A 20482-nucleotide genomic window follows, 5' to 3' on the forward strand; every position below is an offset into this window, starting at 1 on the left:
CAACGATCCGACCCTCGCCGCTGAGAGAGGGAGGCAACCCTCTCGCAGCGGTTCATATTCGCCCGTCCGGCGCAGAAAGTCATAAGACAAGCGATCTGCCAGAGTCGATATTGCGAATGCTCAACGCGTGACAGCCTGCTAGGCGGCTTGGAATTTTTGTAAGCACTATCGGCTCGCCGTCACCGGCAGGCTTTCTCGTTTCAGCCTCTACAACTTTACGTAACGCCGAAACAGATGGGAAACGCCCCTCGGTTATCCTGCCAGCATGAGCAACTTCATCTACCTCGTCATTGGCGCGTCGGTCACCAGCTTCCTGGCTATGGGCGGGTATTCCCTCATCCCGCGCGAGATCTACGACCCGAGCTGCAATATCAAGGGCAACGTATCGTACAACGGCGGTCAGCGAATTTATCACGTTCCAGGCCAACACTATTACGAAGACACCCGTATCACCTACACAAGGGGTGAACGGTGGTTTTGCTCCGAAGCCGATGCACAGGCCGCAGGCTGGAGACGGGCCGGATACTGATGTGCCCGGCAGAACCCGGATCTAATCGATAAGTTCAGACAGTTGACTTATCCGCGAAATCGATAGAGATTTCGCGTATTCCGATTAGAGAGAACTCATGACACGCTCCAAGTACGAAGCTGAGATGAGGTTGGCCATGGGGGTCGCGCGCTATGCCATGCGCGATGGATTGACGCCGGAAGAAGCGGTGCAGGCGATCAAGAAACACCGGAAGGTCGTGCAGTCCCTGGATCGCCCGCAGGCTCATGATGAAGACGTGGCAACCACAACTCAAAAACGCTGCGTGGCTGAATAGTCGTTACGCCGAAACAACCAGGCCCTGGCGCCGAGCGCGGCCTTCTTTTTCGTCGACCGCCTGCGAACAGGCAGCCGCCATCTCGATAAAATAGGCAAGCTCCGTGTTTCTCAACTTGGCCTGGATCGCAAGCTCACGGAGCATCTGCGTGATGTAGCTGTCATCCGGCGTTCTGTGGTCGATGACAGGGTGTGATTTCAGTTCCAGTTTCGTGCTCATGTCATTCCCTCGGTAGATGGAATTTACACAACCTGAACGATAGTTACAACCGTCACTTTGCGCAAGAGCGATTAATGAATGGTAATTAATTGCACGCATGGTGTGCAATTTGACATAGAATTCTACCAATGATGGGCTTGGAGATTGATATCTATCAGCGATTTCATTGAAATTCAGCGGCAGGGTGGGACGCCCATTGGTTGTCCTTTTTTGGGAGGAATCCATTGCGCCCATTTCGCGAAGGTTGGTGAGCGACAGCGCCACGCCGCCGCCGCGCTTGGAAAGCTGGAGGGCCGAATTGATCGACCGGCCTATGCTCTCCATGTTGTCCTCGACGCGCAGCAGGAAGCACGAGACGAGCTCGCCGCGCTGCTTCTTGCCGGCATTGAGGAAGGTGGGCGTCGCCGGCTGGAAGCGGCCGGAGATGATCTCGTCGACAAGATTCCGGGCAAGCGCCTCATCGCCGCGAGCAAGCGTCAGCGCCACCATGCAGACGCGGTCCTCATAGCGCTCAAGGTAGCGCTTCCCGTCGAAGGTCTTCAACGTATAGGACGTGTAGTACTTGAAGGCGCCGAGGAAGGTCGGGAAGCGGAACTTCCTCTCATAGGCGTGGTCGAAGAGATCGCGCACGAAGTTGAAGGAATACTGGTCCAGCACCTCCTGCTCGTAGTAGCCCTCCGTCACCAGGTAATCGAGCTTCTCCCGAAGGTTATGGAAGAAGACGGTATTCTGGTTGACGTGCTGGAGGAAATACTGCTTGGCAGCCTGCCGGTCCTTGTCGAGCTGAATCTTTCCGTTCTCGTCATAGAGGTTCAGCATCGCGTTCAGCGCATGGTAGTCCAGCGCCGTGATTTCCGGCGTTTTCGCCGGTTTCTCTATCGTCATCGTGTCCAAAATCGTTCCAGCCCCTGTCTGACATTGTCGACGTCCTCTTTCGTGCCGAGCAGCTCGAAACGGTAGAGGAACGGCACCGCGCATTTCGCGGAGATGATGTTTCCGGCGACGGCATATCCGGCGCCGAAATTGGTATTGCCCGCCGCGATGACGCCGCGGATCAGGCTACGGTTCACCGGATTGTTGAGGAAGCGGATCACCGGTTTTGGCACCGCCCCCTTCTCGCCGCCTCCGCCATAGGTCGGCGAAATCAGCACGAAAGGCTCCTTGGCCTCCGGCGGCGCCCCGGCCGCATCGACCGGCAGGCGCAGGGCCGCAACGCCGAGCTTATCCACAAAGCGGCGGGTGTTTTCCGACCGGCTGGAGAAATAGAATAGCGCGGCCATCGACCGGACTCAGGCGAGCGCGCTGATCATGTCCGGGCGGAAGCCAGCCCAATGTCGCTCCCCGGCGATGACGACCGGAACCTGGCGATGGCCGAGCTGCTGGACGAGCGCATAAGCCTCGGTATCCTCGGAAATATCGACGACGCTGTAGTCGATGCCCTGGCGATCGAGCGCGCGGGTGGTCGCGGTGCACTGAACGCAGGCCGGCTTGGAATAGACGGTGATGGACATGGTTTCCTCGTGATTGGCTATGGGCATGAGAAATCGTTCGGCCATCCGCCGATGGCCGCTCGTTGCAGTGGAAATGGATGGGCGACCACCGCTGGGCGGCCGAACGCGAAGTGCCGCTTACTCGCGCGGATAGGCTGGAAACAGGATCGACATGACTTCACCCCGAAGCAATTCATGCGAGGCATTCGGGAGACGTGGCGGCATCATTGCGCAACCAACGCTCGCCGCCGGACACCCCGCCCGTGGACGTTCATGGACGAGGCAGGTCTCCTGGCTTGCGGGTCGCGGCATCCATTCACCTTCCCAAGGCATTTGCGCCTCAGTGGCTTACTCGAACGAATGCTCGCCGCTTACAGTTGCGGGGGCAGCTCCGGATCGTCGCGGCCGTCATGGCCGCCCCGGATTCCCGTCTTAGCCTTCAATCCTTTCGAATCGAAGGAACCTCGTACACAAGATATGGTAGTCCATATAAATTTTAGGTCAACTGGTGGGGCGATTGCCGTGAAATGAAATGTAAATTGTCGCTATCGACTGTGGATAACCGGGGGCGCCTGATGTCATCCACGACAAGCAATGCAGGGAGCGCGCACGTCCTCTGCCGTTGGCCATAAAGATACGGCAGTGTGTTTGCCCCATGGCAAGATGGCCTGTGTCGAAGCATCGGGCAAACCTCTTCGTTCGTTTGCCGCCCTGCGCAGTTCGCCGGAAGACGGCCGGCCGACGCAGGCTTCGAGGAAATCCGGCGCACGGCAAGATGCGGGACCGGTATGCATCTGCATCCCACCCCCTGAAGCCTCTGCGCCGCCGTCAGCATTTCTCCATCGGTTCCGACCGAGCCGATGTCGGTGAGATAAGCGTGAATGCGGTGCGGCAGAAAAGCGCCCGGTTCGCCGACCGTCGGTATCTGCTTCGGAAGGATTCCGATGGAGGCGGGAAGGTTACTTGCATCATTTTGTATTGGTTTGGTCGTTTCGCACCGACTTGATGGCTTACCCCTTGAGATAGCGACGCATGCAATAGAGCAACGTTGCCCGATCTTCATTCTCACGGACATCGATCACACGCCCGAAGAGAATGCGGTGAGTTGCCTCATCGACGGCCTTGTCGAGTTCGCATTCAAAGCTGACCGAGGCGTTGACAAGGACTGGGGTCCCCGTAAGGCCCTCTCTCCAGTCGCCAAGCATAAATCGATCCGCCGTCGGCGGCTTTCCTGCAAAGACATTCGATATATCCTCATGACCCGGCATCAGCGTGTTGACGCAGAAATGGCGCGCGTTCTCAAAGGCATGAAAGCACGAGTTCGCACGATTGATGCAGACGAGAAGTGTTGCCGGCGTGTCGCTGACGCTACAGACGGCCGAGGCCGTAAAGCCGTAACGCTTCCCGCCGTATCGGGTGGTGACGACATTGACCGTGGAGCCGAAACGAGACATGCCGCTGCGAAACGTGGCCTTGTCCACGATATCGAAGCCGTGCTTCACCATGTTCATGTCGGCCTCCTCTGCTCAGCCGGTACTTAGGCCGAAAGCTCTTTTCGGACGATTTCCGCACCCGCAGCCAAGGCATTCAGCTTGCCTCTTGCGACACCGCGGGACAGGGGCGCCATCCCGCAGTTCGTGCAAGGGCAAAGTTTGTCCGCGTCGACAAACTGAAGCGCCTTTCGCAGGGTCGCGGCCACTTCCTCTGGAGTTTCAATGGTATTGCTTGCCACGTCGATGGCCCCGACCATCACTTTCTTGCCTCGAACAAGCTCGATGAGATCCATCGGAACGTGAGAGTTGTGGCATTCCAAGGAAATCATGCCGATACTGGATTTCTGCAACTTGGGGAAGGATTCCTCGTATTGCCGCCACTCGGACCCCAGGGTCTTTTTCCAATCCGTATTGGCCTTGATACCGTAGCCGTAGCAGATATGGACCGCGGTCTCGCATTTGAGACCTTCGATTGCTTTTTCCAGCGTGCCGACGCCCCAGTCATTCACGTCATCAAAAAAGACGTTGAAAGCGGGCTCGTCGAACTGGATGATATCGACGCCGGCTGCTTCCAGCTCCCTCGCCTCCTCATTGAGGATCTTGGCGAATTCCCAGGCCAGCTTTTCACGGCTCTTATAATGGCTGTCAAAAAGCGTATCGATCATCGTCATGGGACCCGGCAGAGCCCACTTGATGGGCTGCTTGGTCTGCTGACGAAGAAATTTGGCGTCTTCGACGAAAACCGATTTCTGGCGAGACACGGCGCCGACGACCGTGGGGACACTCGCATCATAACGATCCCGGATTCGGACGGTCTCGCGTTTTTCAAAATCGACCCCGTCGAGGTGTTCGATGAATGTCGTGACGAAATGCTGGCGCGTTTGCTCGCCATCGCTGACGATATCGATGCCTGCCTGCCGCTGATCATCCAACGACAAACGCAAAGCATCCTGCTTTCCCTCAATCAGTGCCTCGTCCTGCAGCTTCCAGGGCGACCAAAGCTTTTCAGGTTCTGCAAGCCACGAGGGTTTGGGCAGGCTGCCGGCGGTTGACGTGGGCAACAGTGTTTTCATGACAGGCAACCTTTTGTTTTTGGCTCGTCAGCGAGCGTGATTGGCAGACCATCGCTCAAGAATAGTCCTGTACGGCTTGATGAAGTGCTCCTCGGCGAACTTCCCCTGCTCAATGGCCAGCCGGCTACGTTCTTCTCGATCGTAGACAATGCGGGTCAACGAGTAGTCCTGGTGCTTCAGGTTAGGCTGATAGCAGGCGCCCGCCGCGGAATTGGCGTTGTAAATCTCGGGCCGATAGATCTTCTGAAAAGTCTCCATCGTGCTGATGGTGCTGATGAGCTCAAGATTGGTATAGTCATCGAGCAGATCGCCGAGGAAATAAAAAGCCAAAGGCGCAACGCTGTTGGGCGGCATGAAAAAGCGAACCTGCAATCCCATCTTCCCGAAATATGCGTCGGTCGAGGAGAATTCGCTCTGTTTGTATTCGACGCCCAGTACGGGATGATGATTGTCCGTCCGATGATAGGTTTTGCTGCTTGATGCGCTTAGGCATATGACTGGCGGCTTGCTGAAATTTTCTTTGTAAGCATTTGAGTTCAGGAAACATTTGAACAGGTTTCCATGCAGATCGCCAAAATTAAGTGGCGTGCTGAACTCCGGTCGATTTTTGTTATGCTCCGGCAACAACACGCTGAAGTCGTAGTCACGCACATAAGAGGAGAAATTGTTCCCCACGATGCCGTCGATACGTTCGTTCGTTTTGTGATCGACGACGGTTGTTTTCAAGATTTCAATGAGCGGAAAGGCATCGCTATTGCCTCCGGCACCAATATTCATCTCGACGGAAATGATTTCGAGCGCGACGGAATAACGATCGCCTTTGGGGTTGTCCCAATGCGCCAGGGCGTTGAAACGGTTATCAATCATCCTCAAGGCGTTTCGCAGATTCTCGCGGCGGCTATCGCCTCTGGCCAAATTGGCAAAATTGGTCGTGATGCGCGTATTTTCCGAAGGACAATATTCCTCATCAAATTGAACCGCCTTAATATGGAAGTCTATATCACTGCTCATCGTGACAACGCACCCTAATTTATAAGATAAAACCTGAAACTTTTGACGATTATCTCAGGATAGATCGGACTTTATCTTCTTGTTCCCAGTCGACAGCGGTCACGCCGTCCATACATAGGAGTGGTGCGCGTTTTATGCCTCAGAGATCGATCGAGAAAAAATGGTATTAACTCACGGAAGCATGAGCTGTGTTCATGATTTGAGGTCGAAGCCAGAGACAAGAATTGCGGGAAACGGCATCTTGCGTGCCGCCGTCCGTATCGAATGGCGCGAAAGCCCGTCAGCGCCCAGTCCGGCGGGACATGGCCGCGGGGCAGCGAACGTCCCACACAGCCGCCACGCCTCCCCGGCAGGCGCCTTGACCGCTCCGGCAACATGCGACATTGGTTCGTCATCGTGGTTCTACGGATGAAAGTCCGGAGCTAAGAGGGAATTCGGTGAGGGCTTTGATCAAAGTCTGAAGCCGAGGCTGCCCCCGCAACTGTAAGCGGCGAGCGAACGTCCATCCATGTCACTGAGGCCTGCCTCGGGAAGACGGACGAAAGCGATGACCCGCAAGCCAGGAGACCTGCCGCGATAGATAACGTCCACGGGCGGGGTGTCCCGGAGTGCCGCTTTCGCGATGAGCCCTCCCGTGCCGTCGTCTTTGCGTCATGCCACTGCCCGGCCGCACCTGAAGGCAGCGCAGATGACAGACATCACGACCATAGACCGGCCTGCCGAGCACAGCTCGACAACCAGTCTCATCGATATTGTCTTTCCCGGAGATACCAACCACCACGGCACTCTATTCGGCGGAGCCGGGCTTGCGCTGATGGATCGCGTAGCGTTCATCGCGGCAACCCGGTTCAGGCGGGCGCCCTTCGTGACCGCCTCTTGCGAGCGCATCGATTTCAGGCAACCCGCACGCATCGGGCATATCGTTGAATTCACCGCCAGACCGGTCAAGGCTGGACGCCGTTCCCTCACGGTCGAGGTCGAGATGGCGGCAGAGACCATCGTCGGCCGTCAGCGACACACCTGTACGCGCGGCATCTTCCATATGGTGGCGAAACCGGAAGACGGCCACGCCGCAAGCCATGCCTTGCCCGAATTGGTCCCAGCGACACCCCTGGGCAACGCCGACACCGTTGCCATGGTCGACATCGTCTTTCCGGATCAGGCAAACAGCGTGGGCCGGATGTTCGGGGGCGAGGCAATCGCCTACATGACCAAAGCTGCATTCGTCGCAGCGTCGCGCCACTCCGGCAAGCTGGTCGTCCTCGCTTCATCAGAGCGTATCGACTTCGCACGAGCAATCAAGATCGGTGAAATTGTCGAGGCGGAGGCACGCGTCAAGCGCGTGGGGCGCAGTTCAATGTCCATAGAGACGAAGCTTTGGTCCGAGGACCTTCTGACGGGCGAAAGACACGTTACAGCAATCGGGTGTTTCACCATGGTCGCCGTCGACAAAGATCACCGGCCGGTTGCAGTCCAAGATAGCGCCACGGCGGACGCACGTCCCTTTGACCAAGGGTGGGCCTAACCATGCTGGACAGGCAACATCTATCGATCCTGCGTGAAGTCAATCGTTTGGGGAGCCTCACGGCTGCGGCGGAGCGGCTGAATGTCTCCCAGTCGGCTCTCAGCCATACGATCCGCAAGCTGGAGGAGCGCTACGGCGTGGCCATGTGGGAAAAGGATGGCCGCAACCTTCGCCTTACCGAAGCCGGCCGCTACCTCGTGACGCTGGCGCAGCGCGTTCTGCCCCAGATTGAAAGGGCGGAAGATGTCTTGTCAGATTATCGCCATGGCCAGCGAGGCTCGCTCAGGATCGGCATGGAATGCCATCCGTGCCACCAGTGGCTGATGAGTGTCACGAAGCCTTATCTCATGGACTGGCCGGATGTAGGCCTGGAACTGAAGACATCATTTGCTTTCGGCGGTGTGGCAGCGCTGACGGGGTACGAAATCGATATCCTGATTACGCCGGATCCGATCGAGACGCCCGGCATTCAGTATGTTCCGGTGTTCGACTATGAACTGGTGCTTGCCGTTCCGGCCGATCATCGCCTGACGCTGAAACACCATGCCGAACCGGCGGACCTACTGGACGAGACGCTGTTCACCTATCCGGTGCCGCAGGAGCGACTGGATGTGTTCACGCAATTCCTCGTGCCCGCTAATTGCCGCGCACGCCATCACCGCAATGTCGAGACGACGGAAATGATGCTTCAGCTCGTGGCGGCAGGGCGTGGGGTTAGCGCCATTCCGAACTGGCTGGTGCGCCGAGAAGCAGCGGCGCTCGGTGTCTGCCCCGTTCGGATTGGTCGGAGCGGTATTCAGAAAAGCATTCACCTTGGATTAAGAGACGGCGACGACACCGTCGATTTCATCGCCGCGTTTCTTGCGACGTCCCGCCATATATCGGCCTGACGCGGCGGTGTCTTTGTTGGCAATGCTGTTGGGGAGTGCCTATTTCGATTGGCAAATTCGATTACGGGCGAAACGAAAACCAGCCGGCACATCCCAAAAGCGCTTGAAGGAATCTGAATCGACGACCACAGGCAACGGGCTTCTGATCGGCTTTGCTACCGGTAGAGAGAAGGGAATATCAATCGCCCGTCATTCGCTTTCCTGCCTTGCGGTGCGCGTTGTCTTGGACGCTCGGCGGTGTCTGTACCGCAGCGCCTCGACGAAGAGCCTGAAGGCCGCCGAAGAATGGGACGGCTGGATAGTAGAGATGATAGGCGGGCAGCGGCAGCGGCAGCGTCCATGCGCCGAGCACGCGCACCAGCCGGCCGCTCTCCAGATACCATTCGAGCTAAGTTCATAGATCCAGAAGACGCGCATTGCTGAAAGAAAGCATGCGCGCATCCGAACACGCATCGCACATGCCGCGTCATTGCTAGCTTGCCGAGCGAAATCACCATCTAACGTAACGCCATCCGGTGTTTGCACCAGAGCTTCGAACCGGGCTCCCAAACCGAATGCGTTGCATGAAAGCAGTTCCTTGAGGCAAGGGTTGAAACGCCCCCCTGTATTGTATGGTGAGATAATCATTCAGGAAAGCGCACATGCCACACTGCCGCATATCCGGCGAAAGCGGAACGAGGACTTCGTGGAGGAGCGCTAACCTGCGTCGGCATGAGCCGCGCCGTGCCGGAGGGCGTCCACAAGGACCTTGAAGGCCGGCGCATTCTGCCGGCGGCTCGGATAGTAGAGATAATAGCCGGTGAAAGGCGGCGACCATTCCGCAAGGACGATCCGCAGCCGGCCGGCGGCAACATGCACGGCCACGATATCTTCCGGCACATACGCGATGCCGTAGCCGGCTATGGCGGCTTGGACCATCGGCAGGGTCGAATTGAAGGTGAGTTGGCCGTCGACGCGCATACGTATGTCCCGGCCATCCCTCTGGAACTCCCAGGCATAGAGGCCGCCCGCCGTGGTCAGGCGCAGGCAGATGCAGTTGTGATGCACCAGGTCCTGCGGCGCCTGCGGGACGCCGCGCGCCGCAAAATATGCCGGCGCGCCGACGGCGACCCATCGCCAGTCCGGGCCGATGCGCACCGCCACCATGTCCTTCTCGACCGTTTCCCCGAGCCGGACGCCGGCATCAAACCCGTCCTCGACAATATTGCGGAAACCGTTGTCGCGGCTGAACTCGACCTTGAGATCTGGATAGCCGACAAGGACCCGCTGCAATTTCGGCCAGACGAGCCAGTCGAGCGCATGGTCGGAGAGGGTCAGGCGCACCGTCCCCGACGGTGTATCGCGATAGGCCGTCAGCGCCGCGATATCGGTCTCGATCTCGGCTACGCGCGGGGCCAGCGACTGGCGCAGCCGCTCACCGGCTTGCGTCGTCGAAACGCTACGCGTGGTGCGGGCCAGGAGCCGCAGGCCCATGCGCGTTTCCAGTCGCTTGATCGTGTGGCTCAGGGTCGACTGGGTAATGCCGATCTTGGCGGCGGCCTTCGTGAAGCTCCGCTCCTCCGCCACGACAAGGAACCATAGAAGGTCATTGAAGTTCTCGCGCATCGCCGCTCTTTCGATCAGGAATAACCTAGCCCGATTTATGGCGTCAGTCGATAAGTTCAAGCGAATTGAAGGTGCTAATCCTGGCAATCTCATGATGCTATCTCTCCGCCAACAGGGCTGCGCGGTTCTCGCACCGGCCCGATATCCCGTGGAAAGCACGTTCTATGGAAGCAACCCATGACGATGGACTGGCGAGGCCGCAGGCGGCTTGGGGCGCAATCTTCTCGATGGCGCTGTGCGTCGCCGTCCTCATCGCTTCGGAATTCATGCCCGTCAGCCTCCTGACGCCGATCGCCGGCGACCTCGGTATCACGGAGGGCCGCGCCGGTCAGGCAATATCGGTGTCCGGCCTCTTTGCCGTCGTCACTAGCCTGTTCATCGCCGGCCTCGTACGGAACATCGACCGCAAGCGCGTTCTGCTCGCTTTCTCGCTGCTGCTTGTCGCTTCCGGCCTGATCGTGACGGCCGCGCCGACCTACGCGGTGCTGATGCTCGGCCGTGCTTTGCTTGGTGTGGCAATCGGCGGTATCTGGTCGATGTCGACGGCCATCGTCATGCGGCTGGTGCCGGAAGAGGCCGTGCCGAAGGCGTTGGCGATGATCAACGCCGGAAATGCCATTGCAGCGACCGTTTCCGCGCCGCTCGGCAGCCTTCTCGGCGACTATGCCGGCTGGCGCGGCGCATTCTTCCTCGTCGTGCCGCTTGCCTTGCTGGCACTGGCCGGGCAATGGACCGGTATGCCGTCGCTGCCGCCGCGGGGACACAAGAGGCCGGGCAGCGTCTTCCGGCTGCTCGGGCGCCGACAGGTGGCGCTCGGCATGGCGTCGGTCTTCCTGCTCTTCATGGGCCAGTTCGCCCTCTTCACCTATCTGCGGCCGTTTCTCGAAGCCGTCACCGGTGTCAGCGTTTCGACGCTCTCGGCACTTTTGCTTCTTATGGGCCTTGCGGGCGTCGCCGGCACCTGGGCTATCGGGTACCTGCTGGCAACGCGGCTCTACAGCCTCGTCATCGCCATCCCGCTCGTCATGGCGCTGCTGGCGGCCGCGATGATCGCACTCGGCACTTCCGCCATCGCCGTCGCAGCACTCCTCGTCGGCTGGGGCTTCCTTGGCACGGCTGCGCCGGTCGGTTGGGGTACGTGGCTGAGCCGCGCCCTGCGCGACGACGCGGAAGCCGGCGGCGGCTCGCAGGTCGCCGTCATCCAGCTCGCCATTACCCTCGGTGCGGCGCTCGGCGGCTTGTTGTTCGATGCGTTCGGCTGGTGGAGCGCCTTCGCTCTCGCTGCGTTCCTGCTGGCCGGGTCGGCACTTGCCGCTGCCGCCGCGGCCCATGACAACGAAAGGAACCCGGCATGACGCCGCACCTCGTCACCCGCCGGACAGCCATGCAGGCGGTGTTCGCGATGGCGGTATCCACCCCGCTCGGCATAACGACAGAGACGAAAGCGGAAGGGAAAGCGCCGATGAAGGTTCGCATCGCGGTCGACGATCAGGTGATGACGGCAACGCTGGAGGACAATCCGTCCGCCTGCGACTTCGCATCCATGCTGCCGCTCCACGATTTGACCATCGACAACTATTCGAACAATGAAAAGATCGGCGACCTGCCTCGCAAGCTTACCGAAGACGGCAGCGGTCCATTCGGCAACGAGTTGCCGGGAGACCTTTGCTATTATGCTCCATGGGGCAATCTCGCCTTCTTCTACGCGGGATATCGCTGGTCCCGCGGACTGATCCGGCTCGGCCGCATCGATGGCAGCTTCGAGCCCCTGCTGACGCGGGGAGCTTTCCCGCTTCAAATAACCCTTGTCGGCGAACAGACAGGAGAACGACCATGGACATTCTACGGGCAGGTACACGATCCTCGGCAAAGGGGCCGGAGGTCTGGTTCACCGGGACGGTGCGCATCGATCCGCTCTTCAACCCGTTCGACGCCGAGCGGGTGCAGGGCGCGCAGGTGACCTTCGAGCCGGGCGCGCGCACCGCCTGGCATACCCATCCGCTCGGCCAGACGCTCATCGTCGTCTCCGGCCTCGGCCGCGTGCAGCGCGAGGGCGGCGCCGTCGAGGAGATCCGCCCCGGCGACGTCGTGTGGTTCGCGCCGGGCGAAAAGCACTGGCATGGCGCCGCGCCCGATGTCGCCATGACCCATATCGCGCTCCAGGAGGTCAAGGACGGCAAGGTCGTCGACTGGTTGGAGCATGTCAGCGACGTCGACTACCGCGCCTGAAACAATCCACAAGGACTATCCCATGCTTGGAACAGTGCTCTACAGCCCCGGCGACATCCGCTGCGAGGAGGTCGCCGAACCGGAAATCCTCCATCCGACCGACGCTATCGTGAAACTGGCGGCCACCTGCATCTGCGGCTCCGATCTCTGGCCCTATCGCGGGCTCCAGCCGCTGAACGGCCCCACGCATATGGGCCATGAATATTGCGGCATGGTGGTCGAGGTCGGCAGCGCGGTCACGACCGTCAAGCCCGGCCAGTTCGTCGTCGGCTCCTTCTGCTGCTCGGACAATACCTGCCCGCATTGCCGCTTCGGCTTTCCCTCCTCCTGCGAGAACCGCGAGTTCATGAGCCGGGCGCAGGCGCCGCTGCTGCGCGTGCCGCTTGCCGACGGGACGCTGGTCGCCACGCCCCATATGCCCGACGACGACCTGATCCCGAGCCTGCTCGCAGTTTCAGACGTGCTCGGCACGGGCTGGTATGCCGCCGATGCCGCCCGCGTCCGGCCCGGCGGCACAGCCGTCATCGTCGGCGACGGCGCGGTCGGCCTCATGGGCGTGCTTGCCGCAAAGCAGATGGGGGCGGAGAGGATCGTCGCCATGAGCCGCCACAAGAGCCGGCAGGACCTCGCCCTCGAATTCGGCGCCACGCACATCGTCTCCGAACGGGGCGACGACGGTGTCGCCCGCGTCAAGGACCTGACGGGCGGCATCGGCGCGGATTCCGTCCTCGAATGCGTCGGCACGCAGGAATCGATGGCACAGGCGATCGCCTCCGCCCGCCCCGGCGGCTCGATCGGCTTCGTCGGCGTGCCGCACGGCGTGGAACTCGATGGCCAGCAGTTGTTCTTCGCCCAGAAGTCCTTGCTCGGCGGCCCCGCTCCCGTTCGCCGCTTCCTGCCGGACCTGATCGACCTGGTGATGAGCCGCAGGATCGACCCCGGCAAGGTCTTCGATCTCGAAGTTCCCTTGCCGGATGTCGCCGAAGGCTACCGCGCCATGGACGAACGGCGCGCGATCAAGACGCTGCTGCGCCTTTCATGAGGCAGACTGGTTTCCGGTAGATCGCGCCGTCAGGTTGACAATCATCAACCCACTGAACATGCTAGTAATCTTTAGCCGGGAGGTACTTATGAGCATTTCGATTACTCGTCGCGCCTTTACCATCGGTGCAACCGTCGCAGGATTTGCGGCAGCCGGTTTTTCATCCGCGCGTGCGCAACAGGCATTCTTTCGCATCGGAACGGGCGGCACGTCGGGGACCTATTACCCCGTCGGCGGTTTGATCGCCAATGCGATCTCGGCAACGGGACCGGCGGGCGTCGAGGGGCTCGTGTCCACCGCGGTATCCTCGAACGGCTCGGTGGCCAATATCAGCGCCATCCAGTCGGGCGCGTCCGAGTCCGGCTTCACGCAGTCCGATGTCGCCTACTGGGCTCACTCGGGAACGGGCCTCTATGAAGGTAAGGGCAAGGTCGACGAACTGCGGCTGATCGCGACGCTCTATCCCGAAACCATCCATCTCGTTGCCCGTGCCGATGCCGGCATCACGTCGGTGGCGGACTTGAAGGGCAAGCGCGTCTCCCTCGACGAACCCGGCTCCGGCACCATCGTCGATGCTCGGCTCGTGCTCGGGGCTTATGGGCTGACGGAAAAAGACGTCGAGCCGGAATATCTCAAGCCCGGCCCGGCCGGCGAGCGTCTGCGGGACGGCGCGCTGGATGCCTATTTCTTCGTCGGCGGCTATCCGACCGGTGCCATCGTCGAGCTTGCCAGCACCAACAACATCACGCTGGTGCCGATCTCCGGTCCGGAAGCCGACAAGCTTCTGTCAGAACAGAAGTTTTTCTCCACCGACACCGTTCCGGACGGCACCTACAAGAATGTCGGCGAGACCAAGACCATATCCGTCGCCGCCCAGTGGGTGACCAGCGCCAAGCAGGCCGACGACCTCGTCTACAACATCGTCAAGTCGCTTTACAGCGACGAGACCCAGAAGGCGCTTCAGGCCGGCCATGCCAAGGGCAAGCTCATCACGCTCGAGAATGCGGTCACCAGCGCCGGCATCCCGTTCCATCCCGGCGCGGAGAAGTTCTACAAGGAAGTCGGCGTCCTAAAATAGCACTCTCCAAAAGACTGGCAACGGCGGGGCGGAAGGCGAGCTTTCCGCCTCTTCTGTCTGAAAAGTCAAAAAGGGAACCGGCATGAGCGATGGCGGCAGCGACAAGATCAAGCTTTCCGGCATGGAATTCGACGAGGAGAAGGCGCGGGAGCTGGAGGAGAAATTCGACTCCGAAATCCGCTTCCGGCCCCTGACGCCGGCTGCCGGCTGGCTCGTCGGCTTCCTGCTGGTCGCCCTGTCGCTGTTCCACTACGACACCGCCGGCTTCGGCCTCCTGCAGGAGATGCTTCACCGGGGCATCCATCTGTCGATGGTGCTGGCGCTGGTTTTCCTGGTCTTTCCCATGGTGAAGACGGGCTATGACACCCCCGCGCAATCCAGCTTGCTGCACCCGCTCGGCATATCCGTCTTCGACTGGCTTCTGGCGATCGCCGCCGTGGTTGCCGTCATGCATGTGCCGATGATCCCGCTCGACGATCTCGCCTTCCGCGTCGGCAACCCGACGCGGCTGGACGTGGTTCTCGGCCTCATCCTCATCGTGCTGTTGCTCGAGGCGACGCGCCGCTCCGTCGGCATTCCCCTTCCCATCATCGCCGTGGTCTTCATGGCCTATGCGCTGCTCGGGCCCTATATGCCGAGCATCCTCATTCATCCCGGCGCATCCGTTTCCCAACTCGTCGATCACCTCTACCTGACGACACAGGGCATCTACGGCATCGCCCTCGGTGTCGTCGCCACCTACGTCTTCCACTTCGTCCTCTTCGGCGTCTTCGCCACCCGCATCGGCCTTGGCCAGCTCTTCCTCGACTGCGCGGCGTGGGTCGCCGGCCGCTATGCGGGCGGCCCCGCCAAGGTGTCGATCTTCGGCTCGGCGCTGTTCGGCATGATCTCCGGCTCGTCGGTCGCCAACACCGTCACCGTAGGCTCGCTGACCATCCCGGCGATGATCCGCCTCGGCTATAAGAAGCATTTCGCTGCGGCAGTGGAGGCCGCCTCCTCGACGGGCGGACAGGTGACGCCGCCGATCATGGGCGCGGCCGCCTTCCTGATGATCGAGTTCCTGGAGCTGCCCTATACGACCATCATCCTGGCGGCCATCGTGCCGGCCTTCATGCATTTCTTCGGCGTCTTCATGCAGGTGCATTTCGAAGCCAAGCGTACCGGCCTCAGGGGCCTCAGGCCGGACGAGATGCCCGACGTGGTCGAGGCGCTGAAGCGGGACTGGCCGACTGTCATCCCGCTCGTCGTCCTCATCGGCGTCCTGCTCTCGGGCTTCACCCCCTATCTCGCCGCCTTCTGGGGCATCACCATGTGCATCGTCGTCGGCCTTCTCAATCCGCGGCGGCGCATGTCGGTGGCCGAGATCGTGGTCTGCCTGCGCGACGGGGCCAAATATGCGCTCGCCGTCGGCGCGGCAGCCGCCACCGTCGGTATCGTCGTGGGCATCGTCACCCTGACGGGCGTCGGCTTCAAGCTGTCCTATATTGTTACCTCGACGGCGGGGCATCTTTCGCTGCTATTCAGCACCTTCATTCCCGAGATGATCTTCTCGACGCAAGGCCTAACACTGCTGTTCACCCTGCTGATGACCGGCGTGGTGTGCATCCTCATGGGCTGCGGCATTCCGACGACAGCCAACTACATCATCATGGTAACCATCGCGGCGCCGGCGCTCGTCATGCTCGGGGTCGAGCCGATCGTCGCCCACTTCTTCGTCTTTTATTATGGGCTGCTGGCGGATATCACCCCGCCGGTGGCGCTCGCGGCCTATGCGGCGGCGGGCATGGCGGGCTCGGACCCGTTCAAGACCGGGAACACGGCCTTCCGGCTTGGCCTCGGCAAGGCGCTGGTTCCCTTCGTGTTTGTCTTCTCCCCGTCCCTGCTTCTGGTGACGAAGGACTTCAACTGGCCGGACTTCTTCCTGGCCTTCCTCGGCTGCATCCTCGGCATCACCTGCCTCGGCGCTGCGCTGTCGCGTTACCTGCTGGTTCGCACGCGCCCTTGGGAGAACGCGATGCTGGTGCTGGCGGCACTGCTCCTCGTTGCGCCGGAATTCTATTCGTCGCTGCTCGGCGTCGCCCTTTTCATACCGGTCCTGCTGCGCCATTGGCAGGCGCGCCATTCCGGCGAAGCGCAACGCGCCTGAGCCTCAGCGTCGTCGGCAAGGTCAACGGCGGCTGGCGAACGAACGAGTAAGAGGATTGGCACGCGCAAACCAGGCATATTCCTGCCAAGAAGCTCGAGATTTCGGCAACATTCCGCCTAAATACCCCGCCGGTTGCCAGCCCCTGCACGAAAATACAATGACTTACGTTTGGCCCGGCTCTTGCAGAGTATCTGAACGGCGCGGAGGGAGAGAGCCGCGCCGGTTCACACCACGGGAGGATTTTCCATGAAGCAAATCATGCAACGTATCGCCATTACCGCGATCGCCAGCCTGTCCATCGCCCTGCCGGGCACTTCCGCGAGAGCGGACGAATTCATCAACATCCTGACGGGGGGCACGTCCGGCGTCTATTATCCGCTCGGTGTCGCGCTGTCGAAGATCTACGGCGACAAGATCGAGGGCGTGCGCACCCAGGTTCAGGCGACCAAGGCGTCTGTCGAGAACCTCAACCTTCTGCAGCAGGGCCGCGGCGAGATCGCCTTCGCATTGGGCGATTCCGTCAAGCTCGCCTGGGAAGGCAATGCGGAAGCCGGCTTCAAGGCCCCGCTCGACAAGCTGCGCGGCATCGCGGCCATCTACCCGAACTACATCCAGATCATGGCATCCAAGGAATCCGGCATCGCCACACTTGCCGACTTCAAGGGCAAGAGCCTTTCGGTCGGTGCGCCGAAGTCGGGAACGGAACTCAATGCCCGCGCCATCCTGGCGGCGGCCGGCATGAGCTATGACGACCTTGGCAAGACGGAATATCTGCCCTTCGCCGAATCCGTCGAGCTGATGAAGAACCGTCAACTCGACGCCACGCTGCAATCGGCCGGCCTCGGCGTTTCCTCATTCAAGGACCTCGCGACCTCGCTCGACGTGCAGATGGTGGCCGTGCCGGAAGACATCGCCACCAAGCTTGGCGCGCCCTACATTGCCGCGACCGTTCCGGCCGGCACCTACGAGGGCCAGGACAAGGACGTTCCAACCGTCGCTGTCGTCAACTTCCTCGTGACCCATTCCGACGTTTCCGACGAGACCGCCTACCAGATGACCAAGCAGCTCTTCGAGAACCTGCCGTCCATGGTCGCGGCCCACAAGGCAGCCGAACAGATCGATCTCAAGCAGGCCCTGAAGGGCATGCCGATCCCGCTGCATCCGGGCGCTGAGCGCTTCTACAAGGAAAAGGGGCTGCTCTGACGGTCAGGGGCTGTCCATGCGGCGATGGAGGATCGCCGCATGGAGACCGATATCCAACAGTCTCCCGGGAGGAACCAATGCACGACCCCAACGAACCGGCCGGCGACGCCGCTGCCGAGCTCAGCAAGCATGATGCGCTCGCAGGCGCTTTTCCCGCGACAACGGAAGGGCGGCTGCTTTTTGCCATCGCCTTTCTGTTCTCCATTTTCCAGATCGCGACCGCCGCGCATCTGCTCGATCCGCCGAGCCAGCTCGTCCGGGCGATCCATGTCGGTTTCGTCACGGTGCTGATCTTTCCGCTGCTCGCCGCCATATCCGGCAAAGGCACGGTCGTGCGCACCTTCGCCTGGGGCCTTTCGGTTCTCGGCGCGGCGGTCGCCTTCTATCAATGCTATGAATATGCAGATCTCCTGGTGCGCGCGGGCGATCCGCTACCGCAGGACATGGTCTTCGGGGTCATTGCCATCGGCATCGTCTTCGCCGCCGCCTGGGTGCTGATGGGGCCGGCGCTGCCGATCATCTCCGGCATCTTCCTCGCCTATTGCCTTTTCGGCGAATACCTGCCCTCGCCGCTCAATCATCGCGGCTATGACTTTTCCCAGGTCATCGACCACATGGCCTACGGCACGGAAGGCATCTACGGCATCCCCACGCTGGTCTCCTCCAGCTACATCTTCCTCTTCATCCTGTTCGGCGCCTTCCTCGAGAAGGCGGGTATGATCCAGCTCTTCAACGACGTCTCACTCAGCCTTGTCGGTGCACGGCGCGGCGGTGCGGCGAAGGTCTCGATCATCTCGTCCGCGCTGATGGGCACGATTTCCGGCTCGGGCGTCGCCAATGTGGTCACCACCGGTCAGTTCACCATTCCGCTAATGAAGCGTTTCGGCTACCGCTCGGCCTTTGCCGGCGGCGTGGAGGCCACGGCCTCCATGGGCGGACAGATCATGCCGCCCGTCATGGGCGCCGTCGCCTTCATCATGGCCGAGACGCTGGGCGTGGAATATCACGAGATCGTCAAGGCCGCGATTATTCCGGCCGTGCTCTACTTCGCCTCCGCCTTCTGGATGGTGCATCTGGAGGCCGGCAAGCGCGGACTGCTCGGCCTGCCGCGCAACGAGCTGCCGTCGGCCCGGGCCGCGATCATGGAGGGCTGGTATTTGCTCCTTCCGCTCGCCGCACTCATCTGGCTGCTGTTTTCCGGCTACACACCGCTCTTCGCCGGCACCGTCGGTCTCGGTTTCACGATGCTGCTCATTCTCGGTAGTTCCATAGCCATCGGCCTTCCCTCGATGGCCGTGCGGGTCATCTTCTGGATCGGCCTCGGTCTTGTGGCCGCAAGCTTCTTCGAGTTCGGTATCAAGGTCGTGATCCTCGCGTTGGCTGTACTGATTATTGCCAATGCACTCTGGAAGGGTGGGCGGGAAACGCTTGCCGTCTGCCGCGACGCGCTTGCCGAAGGCGCCAAGACCGCCCTGCCCGTGGCGATCGCCTGCGCGCTTGTCGGCATCATCATCGGCACCATGACGCTAACCGGCGCAGCCAACACGTTCGGCCAGTTCATCGTCTCGGTCGGCGGCACGAGCCTCTTCCTGTCGCTGCTCCTGACAATGGTGACCTGCCTCGTGCTCGGCATGGGCATCCCGACGATCCCGAACTACATTATCACGTCATCGATTGCGGGGCCGGCGCTTCTCGAGCTCGGCGTGCCCCTCATCGTCAGCCACATGTTCGTGTTCTATTTCGGCATTCTCGCCGACCTGACGCCGCCGGTGGCGCTCGCCTGCTTCGCCGCCGCGCCGATCGCCCGCGAAAGCGGCCTGAAGATATCCATCGAGGCCATCAAGGTCGCGGCGGCCGGCTTCGTCATCCCCTTCATGGCGGTCTATTCGCCCGCGCTTATGCTCCAGGACGGCGGGGCACTCGCCGCCTCCTTCGGCTATCCGGCCGCGGTCGCCTATATCGTCGTCAAGACGGGCTTTGCCATCGCCCTGTGGGGGGCCGCGGTGGTCGGCTTCGCCGCTGTCCGGCTCACGATCGCCGAACGGGCGCTCGCCACCATCGCCTCGTTCAGCATGCTCGCGGTGCTGCCCCTGACGGATGAAGTCGGCTTTGCCCTCGGCGCGCTCTTCGCCTTCCTCATCTGGCGCAGGGCAAAGGCGGCGGAGCCGCCGGCAACCACGCCGCGTCCGGCATGAGCATGTCGGTCTGCATCGCCGGCGGCAAGGCTATCGCCGTTGCCGCCGGCCTCTTCACCCTCAGCTGGACCCATTCGGTGGAAAAGATCGCCTGGCAGGAAAGCTGGACGGCGACGAAGGAAGGGCTGGTGCTGAAGGAGGCGCGTGTCAAGGGATCGGGCGCCGGGATGGAACCGGGCGATGGCGCGCGGCGACAGGACGGCTGGTGGGTGTGGGAGCCGCATGTCCCGCCGCTGCCGGAACTCGTGCTCGCCGCATCCGGCGCGACCGTTTCCGGCTGGACGCTTTGCGATGCGGGCGGTTGCCGGGAATTCGGCCGGAAGCGCCAGGCATCCCTCGTGCTGCGCCCCTGCACGGCCGTAGAGGCCGGAAAGGAAACCGGAGAGTGAAACCCGCGCGTGAATCGGGCCGGCCTTGCCATTCTCCTGTTCTTTCCGTCCAGAACTGGCGTTAAGGTCA

The 20482-nt window shown here is 61.2% G+C and carries 19 protein-coding genes, 1 pseudogene and 2 riboswitches; of the genes and pseudogenes, 13 read left to right on the forward strand and 7 right to left on the reverse strand.

Annotation, left to right across the window (positions count from 1 at the left end; genetic code table 11):
• Positions 1-319 precede the first annotated feature (319 nt).
• Both HNQ66_RS21425 and HNQ66_RS21430 read left to right on the forward strand, forming a co-directional pair.
• Complete coding sequence (locus HNQ66_RS21425) at positions 320-529, forward strand: sunset domain-containing protein (protein ID WP_246434374.1); 210 nt, start codon at positions 320-322, stop codon at positions 527-529.
• Positions 530-626: 97 nt separating this feature from the next.
• Positions 627-824 carry a hypothetical protein gene (locus HNQ66_RS21430; protein ID WP_184146597.1) on the forward strand — a complete coding sequence of 66 codons (198 nt, stop codon included), beginning with the start codon at positions 627-629 and terminating at the stop codon, positions 822-824.
• A gap of 3 nt (positions 825-827) precedes the next feature.
• Here HNQ66_RS21430 and HNQ66_RS23730 read toward each other — a convergent pair whose 3' ends face one another.
• From HNQ66_RS23730 to HNQ66_RS21460, 6 genes are all read right to left on the reverse strand, one after another.
• Entirely contained in the window at positions 828-1928 is a 1101-nt protein-coding gene (locus HNQ66_RS23730; protein ID WP_281396994.1) for a ribonucleotide reductase N-terminal alpha domain-containing protein, read from the reverse strand.
• Positions 1925-2323, reverse strand: coding sequence for a class Ib ribonucleoside-diphosphate reductase assembly flavoprotein NrdI (gene nrdI / locus HNQ66_RS21440; protein WP_184146599.1), 399 nt, complete (start codon positions 2321-2323; stop codon positions 1925-1927). Before nrdI ends, HNQ66_RS23730 begins: the two co-directional genes overlap by 4 nt.
• Before the next feature lie 9 nt (positions 2324-2332).
• On the reverse strand, positions 2333-2554 hold the full coding sequence (gene nrdH, locus HNQ66_RS21445) for a glutaredoxin-like protein NrdH (protein WP_184146693.1): 222 nt from the start codon (positions 2552-2554) through the stop codon (positions 2333-2335).
• A gap of 243 nt (positions 2555-2797) precedes the next feature.
• Positions 2798-3015: riboswitch (cobalamin riboswitch) on the reverse strand.
• Positions 3016-3543: 528 nt separating this feature from the next.
• On the reverse strand, positions 3544-4044 hold the full coding sequence (locus tag HNQ66_RS21450; RefSeq protein WP_184146601.1) for a flavin reductase: 501 nt from the start codon (positions 4042-4044) through the stop codon (positions 3544-3546).
• Positions 4045-4070: 26 nt separating this feature from the next.
• Complete coding sequence (locus HNQ66_RS21455; RefSeq protein ID WP_184146603.1) at positions 4071-5099, reverse strand: methionine synthase; 1029 nt, start codon at positions 5097-5099, stop codon at positions 4071-4073.
• Between the two features lie 27 nt (positions 5100-5126).
• The gene (locus HNQ66_RS21460; protein ID WP_184146605.1) at positions 5127-6110 is read right to left on the reverse strand and encodes a DUF1852 domain-containing protein; all 984 of its coding nucleotides are present in this window, start codon (positions 6108-6110) and stop codon (positions 5127-5129) included.
• Positions 6111-6490: 380 nt separating this feature from the next.
• Positions 6491-6700, forward strand: a riboswitch (cobalamin riboswitch).
• Positions 6701-6798: 98 nt separating this feature from the next.
• On the opposite strand from HNQ66_RS21460, the gene HNQ66_RS21465 reads away from it, so the two are divergent.
• Both HNQ66_RS21465 and HNQ66_RS21470 read left to right on the forward strand, forming a co-directional pair.
• Positions 6799-7635, forward strand: coding sequence for an acyl-CoA thioesterase (locus HNQ66_RS21465; RefSeq protein ID WP_184146607.1), 837 nt, complete (start codon positions 6799-6801; stop codon positions 7633-7635).
• Positions 7636-7637: 2 nt separating this feature from the next.
• A complete protein-coding gene (locus HNQ66_RS21470) occupies positions 7638-8525 on the forward strand; it encodes a LysR family transcriptional regulator (protein ID WP_184146609.1) in 888 nt (295 codons plus the stop codon).
• 696 nt (positions 8526-9221) lie between these two features.
• Here the strand turns inward: HNQ66_RS21470 and HNQ66_RS21475 are convergent.
• Positions 9222-10130, reverse strand: a complete 909-nt coding sequence (locus HNQ66_RS21475) for a LysR family transcriptional regulator (protein ID WP_184146611.1) — start codon at positions 10128-10130, stop codon at positions 9222-9224.
• Positions 10131-10294: 164 nt separating this feature from the next.
• On the opposite strand from HNQ66_RS21475, the gene HNQ66_RS21480 reads away from it, so the two are divergent.
• From HNQ66_RS21480 to HNQ66_RS21520, 9 genes and pseudogenes are all read left to right on the forward strand, one after another.
• Positions 10295-11485: an MFS transporter gene (locus tag HNQ66_RS21480; RefSeq protein ID WP_184146613.1), complete on the forward strand. Its 1191-nt coding sequence runs from the start codon at positions 10295-10297 to the stop codon at positions 11483-11485.
• A gap of 47 nt (positions 11486-11532) precedes the next feature.
• Positions 11533-11931, forward strand: a pseudogene (locus HNQ66_RS21485) (cyclophilin-like fold protein); the annotation flags it as partial.
• Positions 11932-11963: 32 nt separating this feature from the next.
• Positions 11964-12359 carry a (R)-mandelonitrile lyase gene (locus HNQ66_RS21490; protein ID WP_184146615.1) on the forward strand — a complete coding sequence of 132 codons (396 nt, stop codon included), beginning with the start codon at positions 11964-11966 and terminating at the stop codon, positions 12357-12359.
• Positions 12360-12381: 22 nt separating this feature from the next.
• Entirely contained in the window at positions 12382-13401 is a 1020-nt protein-coding gene (locus tag HNQ66_RS21495; RefSeq protein ID WP_184146617.1) for a zinc-dependent alcohol dehydrogenase family protein, read from the forward strand.
• 88 nt (positions 13402-13489) lie between these two features.
• Positions 13490-14479 (forward strand): TAXI family TRAP transporter solute-binding subunit, encoded by a 990-nt coding sequence (locus HNQ66_RS21500; protein ID WP_184146619.1) that lies wholly within the window; start codon positions 13490-13492, stop codon positions 14477-14479.
• A gap of 82 nt (positions 14480-14561) precedes the next feature.
• Positions 14562-16625 carry a TRAP transporter permease gene (locus HNQ66_RS21505; protein ID WP_184146621.1) on the forward strand — a complete coding sequence of 688 codons (2064 nt, stop codon included), beginning with the start codon at positions 14562-14564 and terminating at the stop codon, positions 16623-16625.
• A gap of 258 nt (positions 16626-16883) precedes the next feature.
• The gene (locus HNQ66_RS21510; protein ID WP_184146695.1) at positions 16884-17828 is read left to right on the forward strand and encodes a TAXI family TRAP transporter solute-binding subunit; all 945 of its coding nucleotides are present in this window, start codon (positions 16884-16886) and stop codon (positions 17826-17828) included.
• Between the two features lie 77 nt (positions 17829-17905).
• A complete protein-coding gene (locus HNQ66_RS21515) occupies positions 17906-20023 on the forward strand; it encodes a TRAP transporter permease (protein WP_184146622.1) in 2118 nt (705 codons plus the stop codon).
• Positions 20020-20412: a DUF1850 domain-containing protein gene (locus HNQ66_RS21520; RefSeq protein WP_184146624.1), complete on the forward strand. Its 393-nt coding sequence runs from the start codon at positions 20020-20022 to the stop codon at positions 20410-20412. Before HNQ66_RS21515 ends, HNQ66_RS21520 begins: the two co-directional genes overlap by 4 nt.
• The last annotated feature ends 70 nt before the right edge of the window (positions 20413-20482 follow it).

The sequence above is a fragment of the Shinella fusca genome (assembly GCF_014203155.1).
Lineage (GTDB): Bacteria > Pseudomonadota > Alphaproteobacteria > Rhizobiales > Rhizobiaceae > Shinella > Shinella fusca.